The sequence below is a fragment of the Streptomyces sp. NBC_01471 genome, from assembly GCF_041438865.1.
Lineage (GTDB): Bacteria > Actinomycetota > Actinomycetes > Streptomycetales > Streptomycetaceae > Streptomyces.
Window position 1 is genome coordinate 7291249 of sequence record NZ_CP109450.1, and the last position, 19468, is coordinate 7310716.

At 71.6% G+C, this 19468-nt stretch carries 20 protein-coding genes and 1 pseudogene; 14 read left to right on the forward strand and 7 right to left on the reverse strand.

Annotated features, from left to right (window positions below; all coding sequences use genetic code 11):
- Positions 1 to 63: 63 nt before the first annotated feature.
- Positions 64 to 1110 (reverse strand): hypothetical protein, encoded by a 1047-nt coding sequence (locus OG285_RS32955; RefSeq protein ID WP_371793138.1) that lies wholly within the window; start codon positions 1108 to 1110, stop codon positions 64 to 66.
- A gap of 109 nt (positions 1111 to 1219) precedes the next feature.
- Between OG285_RS32955 and OG285_RS32960 the strand changes: the two genes are divergently transcribed.
- Together OG285_RS32960 and OG285_RS32965 are read left to right on the forward strand one after the other, a co-directional pair.
- Positions 1220 to 1657, forward strand: coding sequence for a DUF4442 domain-containing protein (locus OG285_RS32960; protein ID WP_356832490.1), 438 nt, complete (start codon positions 1220 to 1222; stop codon positions 1655 to 1657).
- Between the two features lie 206 nt (positions 1658 to 1863).
- Entirely contained in the window at positions 1864 to 2520 is a 657-nt protein-coding gene (locus tag OG285_RS32965; protein WP_356832364.1) for a DedA family protein, read from the forward strand.
- 69 nt (positions 2521 to 2589) lie between these two features.
- On the opposite strand, the gene OG285_RS32970 is transcribed toward OG285_RS32965, so the two are convergent.
- The 3 genes from OG285_RS32970 to OG285_RS32980 form a co-directional block, all read right to left on the reverse strand.
- Positions 2590 to 2928 carry a DUF190 domain-containing protein gene (locus OG285_RS32970; protein ID WP_371793139.1) on the reverse strand — a complete coding sequence of 113 codons (339 nt, stop codon included), beginning with the start codon at positions 2926 to 2928 and terminating at the stop codon, positions 2590 to 2592.
- Positions 2925 to 3440: a CrcB family protein gene (locus OG285_RS32975; protein WP_371793140.1), complete on the reverse strand. Its 516-nt coding sequence runs from the start codon at positions 3438 to 3440 to the stop codon at positions 2925 to 2927. Before OG285_RS32975 ends, OG285_RS32970 begins: the two co-directional genes overlap by 4 nt.
- Positions 3441 to 3539: 99 nt before the next feature.
- Positions 3540 to 4064: a gamma carbonic anhydrase family protein gene (locus OG285_RS32980; protein WP_371793141.1), complete on the reverse strand. Its 525-nt coding sequence runs from the start codon at positions 4062 to 4064 to the stop codon at positions 3540 to 3542.
- A 160-nt stretch (positions 4065 to 4224) separates the two neighbouring features.
- Between OG285_RS32980 and OG285_RS32985 the strand changes: the two genes are divergently transcribed.
- Positions 4225 to 4947, forward strand: a complete 723-nt coding sequence (locus OG285_RS32985) for an acyltransferase (RefSeq protein ID WP_371793142.1) — start codon at positions 4225 to 4227, stop codon at positions 4945 to 4947.
- Between the two features lie 66 nt (positions 4948 to 5013).
- Here OG285_RS32985 and OG285_RS32990 read toward each other — a convergent pair whose 3' ends face one another.
- Entirely contained in the window at positions 5014 to 5832 is an 819-nt protein-coding gene (locus tag OG285_RS32990; protein WP_371793143.1) for an EamA family transporter, read from the reverse strand.
- A 19-nt stretch (positions 5833 to 5851) separates the two neighbouring features.
- On the opposite strand from OG285_RS32990, the pseudogene OG285_RS32995 reads away from it, so the two are divergent.
- A pseudogene (locus OG285_RS32995) lies at positions 5852 to 5965 on the forward strand (transcriptional regulator); the annotation flags it as partial.
- A 211-nt stretch (positions 5966 to 6176) separates the two neighbouring features.
- Positions 6177 to 6731: a YbaK/EbsC family protein gene (locus tag OG285_RS33000; RefSeq protein WP_371793144.1), complete on the forward strand. Its 555-nt coding sequence runs from the start codon at positions 6177 to 6179 to the stop codon at positions 6729 to 6731.
- Between the two features lie 37 nt (positions 6732 to 6768).
- Here OG285_RS33000 and OG285_RS33005 read toward each other — a convergent pair whose 3' ends face one another.
- Positions 6769 to 7188 (reverse strand): CoA-binding protein, encoded by a 420-nt coding sequence (locus OG285_RS33005; protein WP_356832349.1) that lies wholly within the window; start codon positions 7186 to 7188, stop codon positions 6769 to 6771.
- A 58-nt stretch (positions 7189 to 7246) separates the two neighbouring features.
- Between OG285_RS33005 and OG285_RS33010 the strand changes: the two genes are divergently transcribed.
- Both OG285_RS33010 and OG285_RS33015 read left to right on the forward strand, forming a co-directional pair.
- A complete protein-coding gene (locus OG285_RS33010; protein WP_356832347.1) occupies positions 7247 to 7873 on the forward strand; it encodes a YigZ family protein in 627 nt (208 codons plus the stop codon).
- Positions 7874 to 8103: 230 nt separating this feature from the next.
- Positions 8104 to 9330, forward strand: a complete 1227-nt coding sequence (locus OG285_RS33015) for a transposase (RefSeq protein ID WP_356832345.1) — start codon at positions 8104 to 8106, stop codon at positions 9328 to 9330.
- Here the strand turns inward: OG285_RS33015 and OG285_RS33020 are convergent.
- Entirely contained in the window at positions 9284 to 11293 is a 2010-nt protein-coding gene (locus OG285_RS33020; protein WP_371793145.1) for a helix-turn-helix domain-containing protein, read from the reverse strand. The genes OG285_RS33015 and OG285_RS33020 overlap by 47 nt on opposite strands.
- Positions 11294 to 11733: 440 nt before the next feature.
- On the opposite strand from OG285_RS33020, the gene wrbA reads away from it, so the two are divergent.
- The 7 genes from wrbA (at position 11734) to OG285_RS33055 (ending at position 19425) form a co-directional block, all read left to right on the forward strand.
- Positions 11734 to 12351, forward strand: a complete 618-nt coding sequence (gene wrbA / locus OG285_RS33025; protein ID WP_356832341.1) for an NAD(P)H:quinone oxidoreductase — start codon at positions 11734 to 11736, stop codon at positions 12349 to 12351.
- Positions 12352 to 12409: 58 nt separating this feature from the next.
- Positions 12410 to 13180 (forward strand): 2,3-dihydro-2,3-dihydroxybenzoate dehydrogenase, encoded by a 771-nt coding sequence (locus tag OG285_RS33030; RefSeq protein WP_371793146.1) that lies wholly within the window; start codon positions 12410 to 12412, stop codon positions 13178 to 13180.
- Between the two features lie 34 nt (positions 13181 to 13214).
- A complete protein-coding gene (locus tag OG285_RS33035; RefSeq protein ID WP_356832337.1) occupies positions 13215 to 13838 on the forward strand; it encodes an isochorismatase family protein in 624 nt (207 codons plus the stop codon).
- Positions 13835 to 15772, forward strand: a complete 1938-nt coding sequence (locus OG285_RS33040; RefSeq protein WP_371793147.1) for an anthranilate synthase family protein — start codon at positions 13835 to 13837, stop codon at positions 15770 to 15772. The genes OG285_RS33035 and OG285_RS33040 overlap by 4 nt, the downstream gene beginning before the upstream one ends.
- A 154-nt stretch (positions 15773 to 15926) precedes the next feature.
- Positions 15927 to 17501 (forward strand): AMP-binding protein, encoded by a 1575-nt coding sequence (locus tag OG285_RS33045; protein WP_356832333.1) that lies wholly within the window; start codon positions 15927 to 15929, stop codon positions 17499 to 17501.
- Positions 17498 to 19096, forward strand: coding sequence for an FAD-dependent monooxygenase (locus tag OG285_RS33050; RefSeq protein ID WP_371793148.1), 1599 nt, complete (start codon positions 17498 to 17500; stop codon positions 19094 to 19096). The genes OG285_RS33045 and OG285_RS33050 overlap by 4 nt, the downstream gene beginning before the upstream one ends.
- Positions 19097 to 19170: 74 nt before the next feature.
- The gene (locus OG285_RS33055) at positions 19171 to 19425 is read left to right on the forward strand and encodes a hypothetical protein (RefSeq protein ID WP_371793149.1); all 255 of its coding nucleotides are present in this window, start codon (positions 19171 to 19173) and stop codon (positions 19423 to 19425) included.
- Positions 19426 to 19468 lie beyond the last annotated feature (43 nt).

Sequence of the window (19468 nt, forward strand, 5' to 3'; positions counted from 1 at the left end):
CCGATTCGGAGAAAACCAGTCGCAATCGGTCGATTTAAGCCGGATTCCATCAGGAATCGAACCTCAGTCGTCGGTCCCGCCGCTGGGCTTGCCCGCCAGCCGCACGGTGCTGAGGATCTTGTCGACCGTCGCCTGGGGGATCGCCCCGGGGACGCCCGTGCTGTTGTAGAGGGAGAACGCCACGAAGTCGCCCGCGGAGTTCTTGAAGCCGAAGGTGATGGCCTGGCCGTCGGTGGTGCACTTGGACTTCTTCGGCACCCCGGTCGCCCAGGCGCGGGCGAGGCTGCCCGTGACCCCGGACTTGGTCGTGTAGGGCTTCGACTTGGAGGTCTTCACCAGCTTCTTGTTCGGCTGGGTGTACGCGCCGTAGACCCACCAGGGAACCTGGTTCTCGGCGACCTCCTTGGTGTCCTTGGCGCCGTCCGCCCCCTTGGTCCCCGCCCCTCCGAGTCCGGTGTCCTCGGTGTAGCCGTCCTTGTCGGAGTCGTCCGTGCACCACTTGGACTTGTAGAACGCGGGCGCCGACTGGCCGATCAGGGTCTTGCCCTTGTCGTCCTCGAAGCCGCTGAACGTGCCCGACGCCGCCACTTCCCACTCGGGCGGCACGTCGAAGGCCGTACCCCACTTCGGGTTCACGACGACCTTCCACCCGGCGATGACCGGCTTGACGGCCCCGCCCCCGGCCCGCGGGTTGGCCGCGGGCGGCGTGTCCCGCTGCTTCGAGGGTGCGGACGCGGACGGCGACTTCGGGCCGGCCTGGACCGTGCCGCCCTGGCCGCCGTCGTCCTTGAACACGACCACACCGGTGATCACCGCGGCGGCGACGACCGCCGTCGCGGAGATGATCGCGATGATCGTCGTCTTCTTCTTGTCCTCGGGCGATCGGGGTGCGCCGGGCGGCGTTCCCACCGCGTACTGCGGTGCCGTCGGCTGCTGGTACGGGTTGGGCTGCTGGTAACCCTGCGGGGGTCCCTGCTGCGGAGGTCCTGGCTGAGGTTGTCCCTGCTGATAAGGGTTCGGCTGCTGGTACCCCGGCTGCTGATAGGGATTCGGATGATTCTGGTCCTGCGGGTTCTGCTCGCCCCCGGGCGGCTGCTGTCCTGGCCACATGGCGAGTAACCATAGAGGTGACAGGGGCACGTCGCTACGTCCGCCCCCGACCGGGATGGCCAAGCCGACCTACTCGCGGGTAACCTCCCGTTCCATGACCGCAGATCAGATGTCCGCAGGTGAGCTGCTCGCTGCCACCGTGCCCATGGCCAGGACCCTCCACCTCGACTTCATCGAGACGACGCCGGAGCGTGCCGTCGTCCGGCTGCCGGACCAGGCCGACTTCCACAACCACGTCGGCGGACCGCACGCGGGCGCGATGTTCACGCTCGCGGAATCGGCGAGCGGTGCGATCGTCATCGCCGCCTTCGGCGACCAGATGACGCGTGCCGTGCCGCTCGCGGTCCGCGCCGAGATCGACTACAAGAAGCTCGCGATGGGCGACGTCACCGCGACCGCCACGCTGGGCCGGCCGGTGGCCGACGTGGTGGCGGAGCTGGACGCCGGGGAGCGCCCCGAGTTCCCGGTCCACATCGCGATCCGGCGCGCGGACGAGGCGGTCACCGGTGAGATGACGGTGGTCTGGACGCTGCGCCCCAACTCCTGACCGCTGACCGGCGGCGGCTGACGGTCCGCGGACCTGCCCTGCCCGGTCCGCTGCCGCGCAGATGCTGAGGGACCGGGAAGGCGCCCCGGCGGGGGCGCCTTCCGCTGTCCGCGACCGTTGCCGGGCGAGCGGGTAGGCTTCCGGCAGGCGGCGCGGGGGGCGCGCCCCCCGGCAGACACGGGTACTTCGAAGGGCAGGGGCCGGCGTTGCACATCCAGGCGTGGCTGGAGACGATTCCGGCGGTAAGCATCTATCTCCTGGTCGGGGTGGTCATCGGGGTGGAGAGCCTCGGGATTCCGCTCCCGGGCGAGATCGTTCTGGTCAGCGCCGCGCTGCTGGCCTCGCAGCAGGGCCACATCGACCCGCTCGTGCTGGGCATCTGCGCCTCGGCGGGCGCCGTCGTGGGCGACTCGATCGGATACGCCATCGGGCGCAAGGGCGGCCGCCCGCTGATCGCCTGGCTCGGCCGCAAATTCCCCGGACACTTCAGCGGGGCCAACATCGCCATGGCGGAGCGGTCCTTCGAGAAGTGGGGCATGTGGGCGGTCTTCTTCGGCCGTTTCATCGCCCTGCTCCGTATCTTCGCGGGACCACTGGCCGGCGTACTGCACATGCCGTACTGGAAGTTCCTCATCGCCAACATGCTCGGCGGCATCCTCTGGGCCGGCGGCACGACCGCCGCCGTGTACTACGTGGGCGTCGTCGCCGAGTCGTGGTTCAAGAACTTCTCGTACGCGGGCCTGGCCGCGGCCGCCGTGCTCGGGGTGGCCTCGATGCTCGTCATCAAGAACCGGGCGAAGAAGGCGCACGCGAAGGCCGAAGCGGCTGCTGCCGAGACGCCGGACTCGGTGCCCGCCGAATAGGCCCTGCCCGGCGGGCGGGCCCGCACCCGGTCGCGGACGGGGGCGGCTCAGCGGTCCGGCTGCACGTCCTCACCGGTCCGGGTAGTGGATGACCTCGCAGTCTTCGAGGGTCACCATGCCCTCGGTGATCAGCTCGTCGAGCTGGGGCAGGAACGCCCGGACCCGGTCGGCGGTGTCCACGATCACCACGGCCACCGGCAGGTCCTCGCTCAGCGACAGCAGCCGCTGGGTGTGGATCAGTGCGGAGGCGCCGAAGCCCTCGATGCCGCGGAAGACACTCGCGCCTGCCAGCCCCGCGCGGTGCGCCCGGTGCACGATCTCCGCGTACACGGGCTTGTGGTGCCAGAGGTCGGATTCCCCGACGAAGACGGTCGCCCGCAGGGCGGCGGTGCCGCTCGGCCCGGTCATGTCTGCCTCCACGCGACTGCGCGGTGTGTCACCCACACCGCGCTCCACACCGCCGCGAGGGCCGCGAGCAGTGTCAATCCGAGATACGCCAGGCCGGTACGGGCATGGCCGCCGTCCACCAGCCGCTGGACGTCCACCGCGCAGGTGGAGAACGTGGTGAACCCGCCGAGCACGCCGGTGCCGAAGAACGGGCGCACCAGCCGGTGCGCCGCCCACACATCGGTGATCACGACCATGAACACCCCGATCAGGGCGCACCCCACGACGTTCACCAGCAGCGTCGTCCAGGGGAAACCGCCGGCCGCGGTGGGCCAGAGCAGTGCGGCGCCGTACCGGGCGGACGCCCCGGTGGCGCCGCCGAGGGACACCACCGCCAGTACCGGCCACGGGCCGAGCAGCGGACCGTGCCGCCGTGCCCGCCGTGCCCGCCGTGCCCGCCGTGCGGCGGGCAGCGGCGCCGTACGGCCCGGGACCGGGCCGTACGGCCGGCCCCCTGTGCGGTCCGCACCCATGGACATCCGTCTCCTGGTCGCAGGGCGCCCGCGCACGGCGCGGGCGCGCCTCCAGGCTAGCCTCGGCCGACCGGGCCCCGCCATCCGGACGCGGTGGGCTCAGCCGACCTCGCGGTGCCCCTTCACCAGCTCCAGGTACATCGCCGCGTTGAGCTTGATGCCTTCACGCTCCTCATCGGTCAGCTCGCGCTTGACCTTCGCCGGGACCCCCGCGACCAGCGACCCCGGCGGCACCCGCATGCCCTGGGGGACGAGAGCCTGCGCGGCGATCAGTGAACCGGCGCCGATGTGCGCGCCGTTGAGGACCGTGGCGCCCATCCCGACCAGTACGTCGTCCTCGACCGTGCACCCGTGCAGTACCGCGTTGTGGCCGACCGACACCCGCTCGCCGACCGTGACCGGGAACCCGGGGTCGACATGGACCGTGCAGTTGTCCTGGATGTTGCTGTCCGCGCCGATCACGATCGGCCCGCAGTCGGCCCGCAGCACCGTGTGGTACCAGACGCTGGAACCGGCGGCCAGCGTCACATCGCCGACGACGACGGACGTCGGCGCCGTGAAGGACCGCGGGTCGACCACCGGCTCCCGGCCGCCGACACCGCTGATCAAGGACTGCTCCGACACTGCTGTCTCCTTGCTTCCCGCATCGCTGCCCGTGCTACCGGGACCCGGGAATTGCTCCGTGTGGTGCGCGCCGCGCCCTCCGGCACCGTAAGCGACGCTGGGGCGAAGATCACAGCCCGCCCCTCTGATCGGCGCCCGGCCCGCTGAGTACGGTGTGGGAGTGGCCCGGAACAGAAACACGTTCTCCTCGCTGACATCCCGTGCACTGCACTCCGGGTGGCGCTGGGTGCAGCGCACGGGCGCGGTGACGGCCGAGCGGCCCGGGAAGCTGCGCTTCCGCCGGATCGGCGCCGGGACGAGGCTCGCCTTTCCGCAGGGCGCCGTCTTCGGTGAGCCCTGGATCGAGCTGGGCGACCACTGCGTCATCGGTGAACAGGTCACGCTCACCGCAGGGATGATGCCCGATCTGGACCTCGGTCCCGAGCCGATCCTGACGCTGGGCGACGGTGTGGTGCTCGGGCGCGGCAGCCATGTCATCGCCGATACCAGGGTCACCGTCGGATCGGACACCTACTGCGGCCCGTACGTCTACATCACGTCCACGAACCACAGTTACGACGATCCGCACGAGCCCGTCGGCAAGCAGTGGCCGCGGACCGAACCCGTCGTGATCGGTCCCGGGTGCTGGCTCGGTACGGGGGCGGTGATCCTGCCGGGCGCCCGGCTCGGCCGCAATGTCGTGGTCGCCGCGGGTGCGGTCGTACGCGGTGAGGTGCCCGACCACTCGGTGGTCGCCGGAGCGCCGGCGCGGATCGTACGGAGCTGGGACGCGGAGAACGGGTGGCAGCCCCCGCTGCGTACGCCCGCTCCCGTCCCCATCCCGGAGGGCGTCACCCCGGAACAGCTGCTCGCCCTCGGCAGCCTGGAGCCGGACGCTTCCTGACCGCTCGCGCGCCCGGTCCTGCGCGCCGGCGATTTCCAGAAGGCGGACGGCTCTGGTGCTCTCCCGTCAACCGGTCGCGAGCAGCACCGTTCCCACCAGCGCCAGCCCGGCTCCGGCTGCCTGCACCGCACGCAGCCGCTCCTTCAGGAATCCGAATGCGGCCAGCGCCGTGATCACCGGGTAGAGGGAGGCGAGGACGGCGGCGACGGTGACCGGCCCCGAATGCGCGGCGAGCGAGTAGGTGCCGTTGGCCGCCACATCGGCGAGGCCGACGAAGGCGAGGGCCGGCATCGACCGCAGGACCAGCCCCGCCCCGCCGCCCTCGGGCAGTGCCCGTGCCCCGCGCCGCACCGATACGTACAGGGACGTCCCGCTGACCGTGACATTGGCGACGCGCTGCACGAACAGGGCGAGGAAGAGGCCGGTGACGGTGGTGGACGCCTCGGCGATCAGGGACATCTCCGTTCCGAAGCCCAGGGCGGCGATCAGCGTCAGTACGACCGCCCGCCGCTGCACCGGTGCTCCCCGCAGCTCGGGTCCGCCCGCGAGCACCACGCCCGTGACGGCCACCGCGATCCCGGCGACCTGCGGGATGCCGGGCCGTTCACCGAGCGCCAGGCCGACACCGGCCGGGACGACGACACCGAGCGAGCCGAGCGGTGACACCACGCCCATTGGACCGAGTGCGAGGGCCTTGTAGAAGCTGAGCATCGCCACCGGCCCCACCACGCCGGCCGCCACGGCGAACCAGAGCTGCGGGCCGAACTCGCTCCAGCCGCCGGTGGCCACCACGACCGAGCCGAGCACCACCACGGCCACCGTCTGTGAGACGACGACCACTGTCAGGGCGGGAATCCGCCGGGTGAGGAGCCCGCCGACCGTCATCCAGAATAATGGACTGAATGTGTCGGACTTCGACCAGCTCACCCAGTCGCTCGCCCGGAACCTCAAGCGCTGGCGGGGCGAGCGGGGTTTCACGCTCGACGCGCTGGCGGCGCGGGCCGGCGTCAGCCGGGGCTTCGGCGACCTTCGAGGCCACTGTGCCGCACGCCTACCGAAATGAGGGCACGGAGACGGTCGAGATGACGATGGCTGTCTCCATCCCACCGGTCGCCCGGCAGCGCCCATAGTCCGCGGCGGGACGGCCTGCCCTTCCGGGGGCGCCGCACCGGGCGGGTGTGCGGCGGCCGTCAACCGGAGCGTGGGCGGCGGCTGTTAGCGTGGCCCGTATGCGCGCTCCCATCGGTACTTTCGACGATGTCCGCCACGCCCGGGACTGCCTGGACCTGCTCACCGCACCGGTCGCGGACGCGGTGCGGCAGTGGGCGGGGGACGTCCCCGCCCAGGACCTGATCTACGTGGACAGCGACCCGGACATCGCCGACACCGCCGCCTTCGTGGCGCACTACGGGCCGGAGCTGCTCGACGTCTCGGCGAACTGCGTCGTCGTCGCGGGCAAGCGCGGCGGAGAGACCTCACTCGCCGCCTGCCTGGTGCTCTCCCGCACCCGCCTCGATGTGAACGGCGCCGTCCGCAAGCAACTCGGCGCACGCAAGGCGTCCTTCGCGCCCATGGACACGGCCACCGGTGAGACCGGCATGGAACACGGCGGGATCACCCCGCTCGGACTGCCCGCCGCCTGGCCGCTGCTCGTGGACTCCGCCGTGGTGGACCTGGAATGGGTGCTGGTCGGCAGTGGCAGCCGCAGGGGCAAGCTGATCGTTCCCGGGAAGACGTTCGCCGGGCTGCCGGGAGCGGTCGTCATCGAGGGCCTGGGCGGCTGAGGCGGCCGGGGCCGCTTCCGGCCCCGGCGCGCGCCGGTCAGCCCATCGGTACGCCCAGAGCGGGGATCTCTATGGCCGGGCAGCGGTCCATGACCATGTCGCGGCCGGCCTCCCGGACCCGCCCGTACGCCGCCTCGTCGACCACCCCGAGCTGGAACCAGACGGCCTTGGCCCCGACGGCCACCGCCTCGTCCGCGACCGCACCCGCCAGATCGCTGTTGACGAAGACGTCGACGACGTCGACCGGGAACGGGATGTCGGCGAGCGACGCGTACCCCTGCTCGCCGTGGACCGTCTCCGCCTTCGGATGGACCGGCACGATGCGCTTGCCGAAGCGCTGGAGCACCCCTGCCACGCCGTACGCCGCCCGCCCTCTGTTGCTCGACAGACCCACCACCGCCCAGGTGTCGCCGGTCGTGGTGAGGATCCTGCGGATGGTGTCCTTGTCTGCGTACATGACTGGACAACGGAGTACCGGCCGGGACTGTTCCCGCAGGTCCGCATAGGCTGGCCCGATGCAGGACCAGTACCGGACAGTCGCCCGCGAGGGTGTGCACGAGACCGAGATCAACCGATCGCGCTTCCTCTGCGCACTGGCGCCCGCCGCGACCGAGGAGGAGGCGCAGGCCTTCCTCGCACGCGTCCGCAGGGAGCACCCCGGTGCGTCCCACCACTGCTTCGCGTACGTCATCGGCGCCGACGCCTCCGTGCAGCGGGCCGGCGACGACGGTGAGCCCGGCGGGACCGCCGGTGTGCCGATGCTCCAGATGCTGCTGCGACGCGAGGTGCGGTACGCCGTAGCCGTCGTCACCCGCTACTACGGCGGCGTGAAGCTGGGAGCCGGCGGGCTGATCCGGGCCTACGGCGGAGCCGTCGGTGAGGCCCTGGACACGCTGGGCACCATCGTCAGACAGCGCTACCGGCTGGCCACGGTCACCGTCGATCACCAGCGCGCGGGCAAGCTGGAGAACGACCTGCGGGCCACCGGCCGAGTCGTCCGCGAGGTCCGCTACGCGGAGTCGGTGACGATCGGGATCGGACTGCCCGACGCGGAGGTCGCGGGCTTCCGGGCCTGGCTCGCCGACAGCACGGCGGGGGCGGCGTCCCTGGAGCTCGGCGCCGAGGCCTACGGCGACATCTGAGATCCCGGCACCACGCGCCTCGCGGGCCGCTGCGCCCGGTGGCCGGACCACATTCGGACCGCACCCCTCCGCTGTCGTCCCGGGGTGCCGCCGCGCGGCGGTGACCAAGTCACCGGACCGGGCCCCAGCAGTGTGTTCTGAATACCTATGCGCTACTCGACAGTACCCCGCACCGTTGAGAAACAGCGTCGAGCACGGTTGTCCCGTGCGCGAGAAGGTGGGGGAGATCAATGTCTGGTGTTGCCCTGTGCGCGCAAGACGTACAGAGACAGGTGCACGCGTCCGTCCATGCCGGGGCCCAGGAGGAAGTGCTCACCGAACTGTGCTCGGTGCTCTTCGCGTCCCTGCCGCGGCGGGACCAGCGCAGACGGGGAGTGGAGTACGTACGCGGCCTCCTGGCGGCCGAGGGGCGCAAATCGATCCGGAACATGGCCGCACTCACCGGCGGGGCGACCACCGAGCAGGGACTGCACCACTTCGTCAGCGGTTCCACGTGGGACTGGGCGGAGGTGCGCGGGCGGCTGGCCCAGTACCTGGCCCGGGTCGCGCTGCCCAGTGCGTGGGTGGTGCGACCGATGATCATTCCGAAGGCCGGAGAGCACTCCGTCGGAGTCGACCGGCGGTACTTCCCCGCCTTCGGTCAGGTCCTCAATGCCCAGCAGGCCTTCGGAGTCTGGGCGGCGTCCGACCGGATGAGCAGCCCGGTCAACTGGCGGCTGCACCTGTCCGGGGCGTGGCTCGACGACGGGCAGCGCAGGATCCGGGCTTCGATTCCCGAATCACTCAGTCCGGAGGAGACGCTGGGCGAGTGCGCGATCGAAGCGTGCCGGGAACTGGTGGCGGGCCAGGGGCTGCCCCGTCTTCCGGTGGTGCTGGACGCCCGCGAGGCAGAGGCCGCCACCACGGTCCGGCAACTGCGCACCGTCGGCCTGCCGTTCCTGATCAGGGTGAGCGGCACTCAGCTGCTGACCGCGGCGGACGCCACCCCGCCGGCCCGTCGCAGCGAGCTTCCGGCACACCAGATCATGGGTGTGGCGAGGGAGTTGCGGCGTCAGGCCGTCTGGACCGACCACGGACCGGAGGCGGTGACGCGGACGAGCCTGGTGGCGGCCCTGCGGGTCGGCCTGCCCGTGCGCCCGTCCCGCTTCGGGTCTCCGGAGCAAGCCGCCGACCGGCGCGGTCTGTTGCTGCTCGGTGAGTGGCGGGACAGCGGCCGCTGGCCCACGGGGCTGTGGCTCACGGACCTGACCGACGCCCAGCCCGGCGCCCTGCTGCGGCTGAGCAAGCTCATCGGCCGCGTCGACCGCGACTGCGCCGAGATCGCCGATCAGGTGGGGGTCCGGGACTATGCGGGGCGCTCCTTCGGCGGCTGGCACCGGCACATCACCCTCGCCTCGGCCGCCCATGCGATCACCGCCGTGGCCGGCTCGCCAGAGCGGGAGTCCCGGGCTTCGTGACGTCGCGCGGGCGACGCCGCGGCGGGCGCCAGACGTCCGGGCTCCCGAGGACGGCGCCGGCCGACGGCGGCCCCCCGCCCCGCAGGACGTGGCGGATACGGGAGAGACGCAGGGCCAGTTGTACCTCGAACGCCCGCTCCGGCTGCTGCCAGCCGGACCCCAGCAGCTCGCCGATGCGCTCCAGGCGGCGGGTGACCGTGTTGGGATGCACGTGAAGGCGTTCGGCCGCGTACGTCGGGCTGGCGCCCGTGTCGAAGTACGCCTCCAGTGTGGGGACGAGTTCGGTGAGGCGCTGACGGTCGTAGTCGGCCACCGGTCCGATCGTGGCGTCGATGAACGCGCCGACGTCGTGGCTGCCCGACAGGAGTACGCCGAGACCGCCCAGTTCGCGGGGGGAGGCGGCGCGGCCGACGGCTCCGACGGCGGTCATGGCGTCGACGCAGCGCTGGGCCTCCTGGTGGGTGCCGGTGACCGACCGGGCTCCGGTCGCCGGCCCCGCCGCGGCCACCGTCACGCGCTGGTCGAGCACTTGGGACAGCTCGTCATGGACGGCCCGGGCCGCGGCTCCCGCGTCGTTGCCCGCGAGAAGGAGAACAGCGCAGTCCTTGCGCAGGCTCATGAGGCCGTTCATGCGCTGCGTGTACGAGGCCGCCCAGGAGCCCAGCTCGCTCCCGAACGACCTCTCGGGGCGGGCGATGACCACGAGATGCGGTTCGTCCAGGTCGATCCCGCAGCGACGGGCGCGTGCCTCCAGAAGATGGGGCGGGCGCCCGGCGAGCCCCAGGAGTTCGTCCAGCAGACTGTGCCGGATCCGGCCGTGGACACCGGCGCTCCGGCCTGCCTCCAGGAGCAGCGCGATGGCGGTGAACCGTGCGCCGAGACCGAGTAACCGTTCGTCGAACTCGGTGAACCGCTGTCCCGGGAAAGTGAGCAGGGTGCCGAGGTGCTCCTCGCCCGCGACGATCGGTGCGGCCCACGAGCCATCGGCCAGCGCGACCGGTGCACCGGCGGCCCGCGCCTCGGACGTGGCAGGAGGGCGAGCGGTCCCGCCCGTGTCCGGCGGCTCACCTGCGGTGGTGAGGAGCGTGCCGTCCAGCGCGTGCACCCGCACCGCGCCGTCCAGCCGGCGGGCCAGCTCCGCGACGAGGGGCTGCGGACCTCCGCCGTTCAGCACCAGTCCGGTGAACAGGCTCTGCGTCTCGCTCAGTTCGCGCTCCCGACGCAGGGCGGGCCCCTCCAGCGCCGCGACCGCGGCCGTGGCCGCGTCGAGCAGCCGCGCGCTCTCGATGGCCGCGCCCGCGAGGTCGCCAAGGGAGCTCATGAGCGAGATCTCGTCGGCGCTGAAGTGGCGCACGTTCCGGTCGGCGACGTAGAGGGCGCCGACCGGGCGGGCGCCCAGGCTCAGCGGCACCGCCACCAGCGCGCGCAGGGCCTCGGCCTCGACCACTTCGTCGAAGGCCGGGTGGTGGCGGAACCGTTTGTCGGCGGGGTAGTCGGGCGTCCAGAACGGGGCGGAGTTGACGAGGGCCTCACCGACCGGCCCCGCGTCGGCCAGCAGCCGCAGGCCCACCGTGCTGGTCGAGGTGTGACCGTCGGAGCTGCGGACGTGTACGAACCCCTGCTCCTCGGCCGGAAAGCTGATGAAGGCCATGTCCAGGCCGAGCAGCAGCCGGGCCCGGCGTGTGACGACTTTGAGGACGGCATCCAGTTCCTGTGACGCGGCGAGCTCGCGTGCGGTGTCGACGAGGGCGGACAGTCCCATCTCCCGCTGCTGACGCCGCCCCGACTGCGCGTGGATCCGCAGAGCCAGCCCCCTGGCCCGCGTCAGCACATCCCGCTCCGCTTCGGCGACACCTTCCTCAAGGGCTCGCGTCACCAGTGCTTCCACCTGCTCCACCGGTGCTTCGCCGGCCAGTAACTCCAGCACGGCGAGCGCGTCGGACCCCACCCTGATCTGCGACACGATGCTCCCTTTGCCATGTTCTCGCAGCTGCGTTCCCCTTTGTGCAGCCCCTCGGAACCTACGCAGGCGACCTGACGGAGTCAACAGTTTGTTGAACGATGGTGGGAGGTGTGAACCGGGCCGTCGTCACGGTGGCGGGGGCACTCCCTGGACGCCCGGAAGTGTCGCCGGGCCACCCCGCCGGACGGCGCACCGCACAAGAGGGGCCGAACAGCGCGGCAGCCAAGGCGTGTTGGGTACTCCTGCGGGTGCCCGGTACCCGGCATCCGGCTGCGTCCGCGCCGGAACCTGATGGAGTACCCGCCACTTGACGGATTGCGTCGGCGGGCCTTGGCGGGTGCTTCGTCCACGTCACAGGATCGGGGCACTGCGAAGCGGGCCTGCGCCTCCCGGCCGGCCGGGTCCCCGTACGTCTCGTTCATCCACCGAGGGGAAGCGCCATGTTGAACGTCGCTGTGGTCTATTACTCGTCAACCGGGAACGTGCACCGGCTGGCCGACGCGGCGGCTGTCTCCGCGAAGAAGGCGGGCGCCGAGGTACGTCTGCGCCGGGTCGCGGAAGTGTTCCCGCAGTCGCGGGTGGCCGGGAACGACGCCTGGGCGGCACATCTGGAGTCGACCCGTGACATCCCCCTGGCCGCCCTGGACGACCTGGAGTGGGCGGACGCGATCCTCTTCGGCACCCCCACCCGCTTCGGCCTCCCCGCCGCACAGCTCAAGCATTTCCTCGACACCACCGTGGGGCTGTCCCTCGGGGGCAGGCTGGTGAACAAGGTCGTCTCCTCGTTCACCTCCACGGCAGCCGGGCACAGCGGGCAGGAGAGCACCATCCTCGCGCTGAACAACACCTATTACCACTGGGGCGCGATCATCGTTCCGACAGGCGCCGTGGACCCGGTCCTGTCCACGCCGGGCAACGGCAACCCGTACGGCGTCAGCAGCGTTTCCGGCAATCGGCCGGGCAACGTCAGCGAGGAGAACCTCGCGGCCATGGAGTTCCAGGCCCGCCGGGTCGCCGGGATCGCTGCCGCCCTCAAGCGGGGGTTCCAGGCCGGCTGACCAGCCCGCCGCCGTACAGACCGCGTCAGCACGCACGCCATCACAGGAGGTCCGACGCATGGAGAGAAAGATCGCCCTCGTCACGGGGGCAGCCGGCGGTATCGGTGAAGCCGTGGTCCGGGCACTGGGAGAGCGTGGTGTGCGGGTCGCCGCCGTCGACCGGGACGGCGACCGCCTCCGGCGGACGGTGGGTGATTCGGTCACGGACGGTCTGCGGGTGGACGCGTTTCCCTGCGACGTGACGCGCGCCCCGGACGTCGAATCGACGGTCGAGCGGGTCGAGTCTGAGCTGGGGCCCGTGGACTACCTCGTCAACGCGGCCGGGGTGCTGCGCCTGGGGGAGGCCCGGCGCCTCACCGACGAGGACTGGGCATCGACGTTCGCGGTCAACACCACCGGTGTCTTCCACGTGTGCCGTGCGGTCGCCAACCGGATGGTCCCCCGCTCGCGCGGAGGCATCGTCACCGTCGCCTCGAACGCGGCCGGCACCCCCCGCACGGACATGGCCGCGTACGCCGCGTCCAAGGCGGCGGCGTCCATGTTCACCAAGAGCCTCGGCCTGGAACTGGCGCGGCACGGCATCCGCTGCAACGTGGTCGCGCCCGGGTCGACCGACACCCCGATGCTCACCTCGATGTGGCACGACGAGAGCGGGCCGAAGGGCACCATCGAGGGCCGGCCCGAAGCCTTCCGCGTGGGCATCCCGCTCGGCAGGGTGGCACGTCCCTCGGACATCGCCGACGCGGTCGTCTTCCTCCTCTCGGACCGGTCCTCGCACATCACCCTGCACGACCTGACGGTCGACGGGGGTGCCGCACTCGGTGTCTGACCATCCCAGTGACTCCAACCAGCGGAGGAGGATCGTGCCCGGCATTCCCCGTATCGAGCCGTACCCGATGCCCACGTCGACCGAGCTGCCCGCCAACGTCGCCCGGTGGACCGTCGCCCCGGAGCGGGCCGTCCTGCTCATCCACGACATGCAGCGCTATTTCCTGCAGCCCCTGCCCGCCACCTTGCGCGACGAGCTCGTCCGCAACGCGGCGGCGCTGCGCGACCGCTGTGCGGCGCTCGGTATCCCGGTGGCCTACACGGCGCAGCCCGGCGGGATGACCGAGGACCAGCGCGGCCTGCTCGCCGACTTCTGGGGGCCGGGCATGCGCACCGCCCCCGCCGACCGGGCGGTCGTCGAGCCGCTGGCCCCTGTCCCCGGCGACTGGGTGTTCACCAAGTGGCGCTACAGCGCCTTCTTCCGCTCCGACCTGCTGAAGCACATGCGCCAGGCCGGCCGCGACCAACTGATCATCTGTGGCGTGTACGCGCACGTCGGTGTGCTGATGACCGCCGTCGACGCGTTCACCAACGACATCCAGGCCTTCCTCGTCGCGGACGCCGTCGCCGACTTCTCCGCGGAGCAGCACCGACAGGCCGTCGAATACGCGGCGAGCCGCTGTGCGATGGCGGTCACGACCAAGGAAATCCTGCTGTGACCGGAACCCGAGAGCGCGCGCCCCTGCCCCCGGACCGCCCCGACCTGCTCGGGCAGGTGCTGACCCACCGGCCGCCGCCTTTCGCGCTGCTCCACCGTCCCGGGGCGACGGGCCGGGGAACGCTGGACGTCCTGCTCGGTGAGGTCTCGACGCCCGCCACGCTCGCGGAGATCCCGCTGCCGCAGGCGCCCGCCGGGCCGGGCGCTCCCCACCACGAGATGCTGGTCCTCGTCCCCTACCGGCAGATCGCCGAGCGCGGCTTCGTCTGCACCGACGACGGCGCACCGCTGATCGCCATGACCGTCGTCGACCAGACGACCGCTCCGGTCAACGAGGCGCTGGCCCGGATTCCGGACACCGCCATGGAGCTGTCCGACGGGCACTTCGACGTCGACGACGACACCTACGCGGCCACCGTCCGCCGGGTGATCGCCGACGAGATCGGCCAGGGCGCGGGGGCCAACTTCGTCCTCAAGCGCACGTTCGTCGCCGACATCACCGGCTATGCGCCGCGCAGCGCGCTCACCCTCTTCCGGCGGCTGCTGGTGGGGGAGTCCGGCGCGTACTGGACGTTCATCGTCCACACCGGGACGCGTACGTTCGTCGGTGCCACGCCGGAGTGCCATGTCAGCCTGCGCGACGGGACCGCCCTGATGAACCCCATCAGCGGCACCTACCGCTATCCGCCGTCGGGGCCCACCCTGCCCGGCGTGATGGAGTTCCTCTCCGACCGCAAGGAGGCCGACGAGCTCTACATGGTCGTCGACGAGGAACTGAAGATGATGGCCCGGATCTGCCCGGAGGGCGGCCGGGTGACCGGCCCCCGTCTCAAGGAGATGGCGCGCCTCGCGCACACCGAGTACCTCATCGAGGGCCGCAGCAGCAGGGATCCGCGCGAGATTCTGCGCGAGACGATGTTCGCCCCCACGGTCACCGGAAGCCCGCTGGAGAACGCCTGCCGGGTCATCCACACGTACGAGCCGCAGGGGCGCGGCTACTACAGCGGCGTCGTGGCGCTCATCGGGCAGGACGGCAGCGGCGCCCGCGCCCTCGACTCCGCGATCCTCATCCGCACCGCCGACATCGGCCAGGACGGCCGGGTGGGAATCAGCGTCGGCGCGACGCTCGTCCGCCACTCCGACCCGGCTTCCGAGGTCGCGGAGACCCGGGCCAAGGCCGCCGGGCTGCTCTCGGCGCTGGAGGCCGACGCGCCGGTGACTCTGGCGTCGCACCCCCGGGTGAGGGCGGCGCTGGCGGAACGCAACGCGACCATCTCCGGCTTCTGGCTCGCCGACGGGCAGGCGCCCCACGTCCGCGGACCCGCCCCGGGCGGAGAGAACGACGCGCTCCCCGGCCCGGGCCGCAAGGTGCTCGTCATCGACGCGGAGGACACCTTCACCGCGATGCTCGCCCACCAGCTGCGCTCGGTGGGGCTCGCCGTGACAGTGCGGCGGTTCGACGAGCCGTACGGCTTCGACGGCTGGGACCTGGTCATCATGGGGCCGGGCCCGGGTTCCCCGCACGACAGCGGCCATCCCAAGATCGCACACCTGCGGGCGGCGATACGGACCCTGCTCGCCGAGCGGCGCCCCTTTCTCGCGGTCTGTCTCAGCCATCAGGTCCTCAGCCGCGAGCTCGGCTTCGAGGTGGTCCGCCGCGGCACCCCGAACCAGGGCGTGCAGCGCGAGATCGATTTCTTCGGCCTCCGGGAGCGGGTCGGCTTCTACAACACCTTCGCCGCCGTCGCCTCCCAGGACAAGGTGGACTGTGGCGGAGCGGGGATCGTGGAGGTGAGCCGCGACGCCGGCACCGGTGAGGTGTACGGCCTGCGCGGCGCCCACTTCGCCTCGATGCAGTTCCACGCCGAGTCCCTGCTCACCCAGGACGGTGTACGCATCCTGGAACGGCTCACCGCGGAGGTGCTGAGCGCGTGAGAGCGCGGACGCGGTCCCGGACGGGCCGATGACACGTCCCGATCCGCTCAGATGACGGACTCCGCGCCGGTTCCTGTACGCGGGCCCGCGCCGGGGATGTCATCTTCTCCAGACCTCAACCCACCCTTGCAGCCGCAGTCGTGAGGACATCCTGATGTTACGGATACCTTCCAGGAACAACGGCCTCTATCTCGGAACGGTGCCCCAGTCGGCCGCCGCGACGAATGGCGGCACACTGATCACACTCGACCACGACATGGACACCCTCCCCGGCGTCGGGCGCATGCTGACCGTCGCCGAACTCGCCGAGCACGTCGACGACATGGCGGGCCGCCTGTGGGCCGCCGGGGTCCGGCCCAGCGAACACGTCGCGGTCCATATGCGCCCCGGATTCGACATCTACGTGCTGGCAACGGCGGCCGCCCGTATCGGCGCCGTGCCGGTCATGCTGTCACCGGCTCTGGAGGGCGAGAGCGTCGCCGCACTGCTCGAACGGCTGGACCAGCCGCATCTGCTCACGGACGGAACGAAGCTGGACGGGACGCTGTCCGCCGTTCCGCTGGCCGGCCTGACCGACCGCATCATCGTCACCACCGGCTCCCGGCCGGGCGCCGTCTCGCTGGCCGGGCTGGCCGGAGCCCCGCGGCAGCGGCCTGTGCTGCTCCACCCCGACCAGCCCGCGCTGATGACGCACACCTCCGGCACCACCGGGCTGCCGAAGCTCGTCGTTCACTCCGCGCGCTCCCTGCGCGGCAGGTTCCGCCCGCAGGAGCGGCTCGCGTCGCTCGTCCGCCGGCGCGAGACCGTGGCCATCCACGTGTCGTACGTGCATTCCCGGATGTACCTGGCGCTGGCCGTGCTCCTGCCGCGGGCCATGCCGCTGGTCATCATGAACGACTCGGAGCCCGCCCAAGTCGCGGAGCTGTTCGCCGAAACACGGCCCGGGTTCATCGAGACCCATCCGAATTCCTTCATGGAGTGGGAAGAACTCGTCGACCACCCGCGCAAACCGCTCGCCAACGTCCGCTATTTCAGCAGCACGTTCGACGCCATCCACCCGAGCACCATGGACCGGCTGCTGCGGGCCTCGGAGCGCCGAGCCCCGCTGTTCTTCCAGATCTACGGCCAGAGCGAGTGCGGCCCGCTGGTGGGCCGCGGCTACACCCGGAAGAACGCGCACCGTGCCGACGGCCGCTGCCTGGGGTTCGCCATGCCCGGCGTGACGAACTTCCGGCTGGTGAGCCGCAACGGCGCCAAACCGTCCCGGGAGAACCCGGGTTACATCGAGGTCAGCACCGGCGGCCGCGCCCTGACCTACTTCGGGGAGCGGGAGCGCTTCGACCAGCAGGTGCACGGCAGCTGGTGGCGCGGCGGTGACGTCGGGTACCGCTCCGCGTTCGGCTGCCTGCATCTGCTGGACCGTGAGGTCGACGTCATCCCGACCATCCACAGCACCCTTGCGGTCGAGGACACCGTGCTGGGCCGGCTGGAGGAACTGACCGAACTCGTCGTCGTCGCGGGCCCGCACCAGGAGCCCGTCCCGGTCGTGTGCACCAGGAACGACCGCCCGCTGCACGCCGAGCGCTGGCGGGCCGCGGTGGCCGACCTCGCGCCGATGGCAGATCCGGTCCAGCTGCCCCTGGCGGAGCTGCCCCGTACGGCCACCATGAAGATCAAGCGCATCGAACTGTCGCAGCGGCTGCGCGGGCAGGAGGGCCGGGCATCGTGACACAGCAGAGGACCGGGGCCGACGGCCGGGCCCCCGCACCGGACTTCGACGTGCTCGTGGTCGGTGCCGGGCCGAGCGGGCTGATGGCGGCCTGTGAGCTCCTGCGGCGCGGGGTGCGGGTGCGCGTCATCGACCGGGCGCCGCAGCCCGTGCGGGCTCCGAAGGCCCTGTCACTGTGGCCGCGCGCCCTCGACATCCTGGAGGACGTGGGACTGCGCGAGGAGATCCGGCGGAACTCCACGCGGATCGACGCCTTCAGCTATTTCTCCGACCGCCGGCCGCTCGCCTCCTTCGGATTCTCCGAGGACCTGGCGTCCCGGATCCTCCCGCAGTACGAGACCGAACAGGCCCTCACCGGAAGGCTGGAGACCCTCGGCGGCAAACCCGAGCGCGGGGTACGGCTGCTGGCCCTGGACGACATCGACCACTCCGGGGACATCGGGGCCACGGACGGTGTCACCGCCGTACTGGAGCATGCCGACGGGGCAGTGGAACGCGTCCGGGCGCCGTTCGTCATCGGTGCCGACGGAGCGGGCAGCTCCGTGCGGGGTCAGCTCGGGGTCGGCTTCGAGGGCAGCACGTACGAGATGGCCTTCGCCCTGATCGACACACGCATCGAGGGCGACCTGCCGCCGGACGAGATCCGCTACTACCAGTCCCCGGCGGGGACGCTGGTGATCGTGCCGATGCCGGACGGTGTCTTCCGGTTCCTGTCCGTCATGCCCGGCGGCCGGGAGGTGAGCGTGCCGATGATGCAGAAGATCCTCGACGAAAGAGGGCCGCGCGGGGTGCGGATCACCGAACCGGTCTGGCAGACGGTCTTCCGGGTCCACGCCCGGCACGCCACCGACTTCCGGCGCGGACGCGTCTTCCTCATGGGCGACGCGGCCCACGTGCACAGTCCGGCAGGCGGCCAGGGCATGAACAACGGTCTCCAGGACGCCAACAACCTCGGCTGGAAACTCGCCTCGGTGATCCACGGCCGGGCGCCGGGCTCGCTGCTCCTGACCTACGGCCCGGAACGCTCCGAGGCGACCCGCCGCATCGTCCGTGACACCGACCTCCAGACCAGGGCCTGGATGGCCGACGGCCAGGTGCGCATACGGGCCCGCGACGCCGCCTTCCGGCTGCTCGACCGGTCCGGCGCGGTGTCGCGGCTGTACGCACCGGTGATGGCCGGCCGGCGCCTCGCCTACGCGCCCGCCCGTGACACCCAGTACCCGGCGCGCCGGTCGGGCTGCCCGCCTCGGACCCGCCTTCCCGGCGGTCTGAAGGTCGGCGCGGTCTTCCCCCGGGAACGGGCGGTCGCCCTCGGCATCTCGGGCCCGGACGTGGACCCGTCGGCCTGGTCCGTCGCCGTCACCGCGCCTCAGGACAGCGCCGCCTGGCTGACCGAGATCGGGCATCTGGTCGCCCGGTGGCCGCTGGTGCGCGTCGTGCGGCTGTCGCACGGGGACCTCGCGGCCGACGCCGGCTGCGGGAGGCCGGGCTACTACCTCGTCCGTCCGGACGGACACATCGCGGCCCACGGCCACGAGCGTGACCTGAACCGGCTGGAGACCGAACTGGGCTCCGGCCTGCTGCCGCGCCCCTGAGCATCTTCGCCCGGGGACAAGGCCGTTGGGGTTGCACCCTGATATCCAAGACATTTAATATCCACGATATGGGGATGCGGGAGGGCGTGGAATGGGCGCTGCACAGCTGCCTCAACCTGGCCGAGATCCGGCAGCGGGGGCCCGGCGCCGGAATGCCGGACAACTGCCGCGCGCCGTGCACCGTTTCGCACGCCATGCGCCGGGCCGGGCTCATCTGGAGGCGTGAGCTGGCCGGGCAGACCCTCGCCGACATCAAGGCGACGGCAGAGCGCACCGCCCCCGGTGTGCCGGCCCGGGTGCGGCGCTGGTTGGCCGACGCCGGCGTCTGAGCGTCTACGGGCCCCACGCGCCGGCGGGGCGGACGCACAGGGC

What these genes read in the sequence shown, in the direction of transcription:
- OG285_RS33005 (WP_356832349.1), bottom strand. Translation starts at nt 7,188, where the DNA reads ATGTACGCAGACAAGGACACCATCCGCAGGATCCTCACCACGACCGGC.
- OG285_RS32975 (WP_371793140.1), bottom strand. Translation starts at nt 3,440, where the DNA reads ATGGGTGCGGACCGCACAGGGGGCCGGCCGTACGGCCCGGTCCCGGGC.
- OG285_RS33045 (WP_356832333.1), top strand. Translation starts at nt 15,927, where the DNA reads ATGTTACGGATACCTTCCAGGAACAACGGCCTCTATCTCGGAACGGTG.
- OG285_RS32970 (WP_371793139.1), bottom strand. Translation starts at nt 2,928, where the DNA reads ATGACCGGGCCGAGCGGCACCGCCGCCCTGCGGGCGACCGTCTTCGTC.
- wrbA (WP_356832341.1), top strand. Translation starts at nt 11,734, where the DNA reads ATGTTGAACGTCGCTGTGGTCTATTACTCGTCAACCGGGAACGTGCAC.
- OG285_RS32955 (WP_371793138.1), bottom strand. Translation starts at nt 1,110, where the DNA reads ATGTGGCCAGGACAGCAGCCGCCCGGGGGCGAGCAGAACCCGCAGGAC.
- OG285_RS33030 (WP_371793146.1), top strand. Translation starts at nt 12,410, where the DNA reads ATGGAGAGAAAGATCGCCCTCGTCACGGGGGCAGCCGGCGGTATCGGT.
- OG285_RS33010 (WP_356832347.1), top strand. Translation starts at nt 7,247, where the DNA reads ATGCAGGACCAGTACCGGACAGTCGCCCGCGAGGGTGTGCACGAGACC.
- OG285_RS33000 (WP_371793144.1), top strand. Translation starts at nt 6,177, where the DNA reads ATGCGCGCTCCCATCGGTACTTTCGACGATGTCCGCCACGCCCGGGAC.
- OG285_RS32990 (WP_371793143.1), bottom strand. Translation starts at nt 5,832, where the DNA reads ATGACGGTCGGCGGGCTCCTCACCCGGCGGATTCCCGCCCTGACAGTG.
- OG285_RS32960 (WP_356832490.1), top strand. Translation starts at nt 1,220, where the DNA reads ATGTCCGCAGGTGAGCTGCTCGCTGCCACCGTGCCCATGGCCAGGACC.
- OG285_RS33055 (WP_371793149.1), top strand. Translation starts at nt 19,171, where the DNA reads ATGCGGGAGGGCGTGGAATGGGCGCTGCACAGCTGCCTCAACCTGGCC.
- OG285_RS33015 (WP_356832345.1), top strand. Translation starts at nt 8,104, where the DNA reads ATGTCTGGTGTTGCCCTGTGCGCGCAAGACGTACAGAGACAGGTGCAC.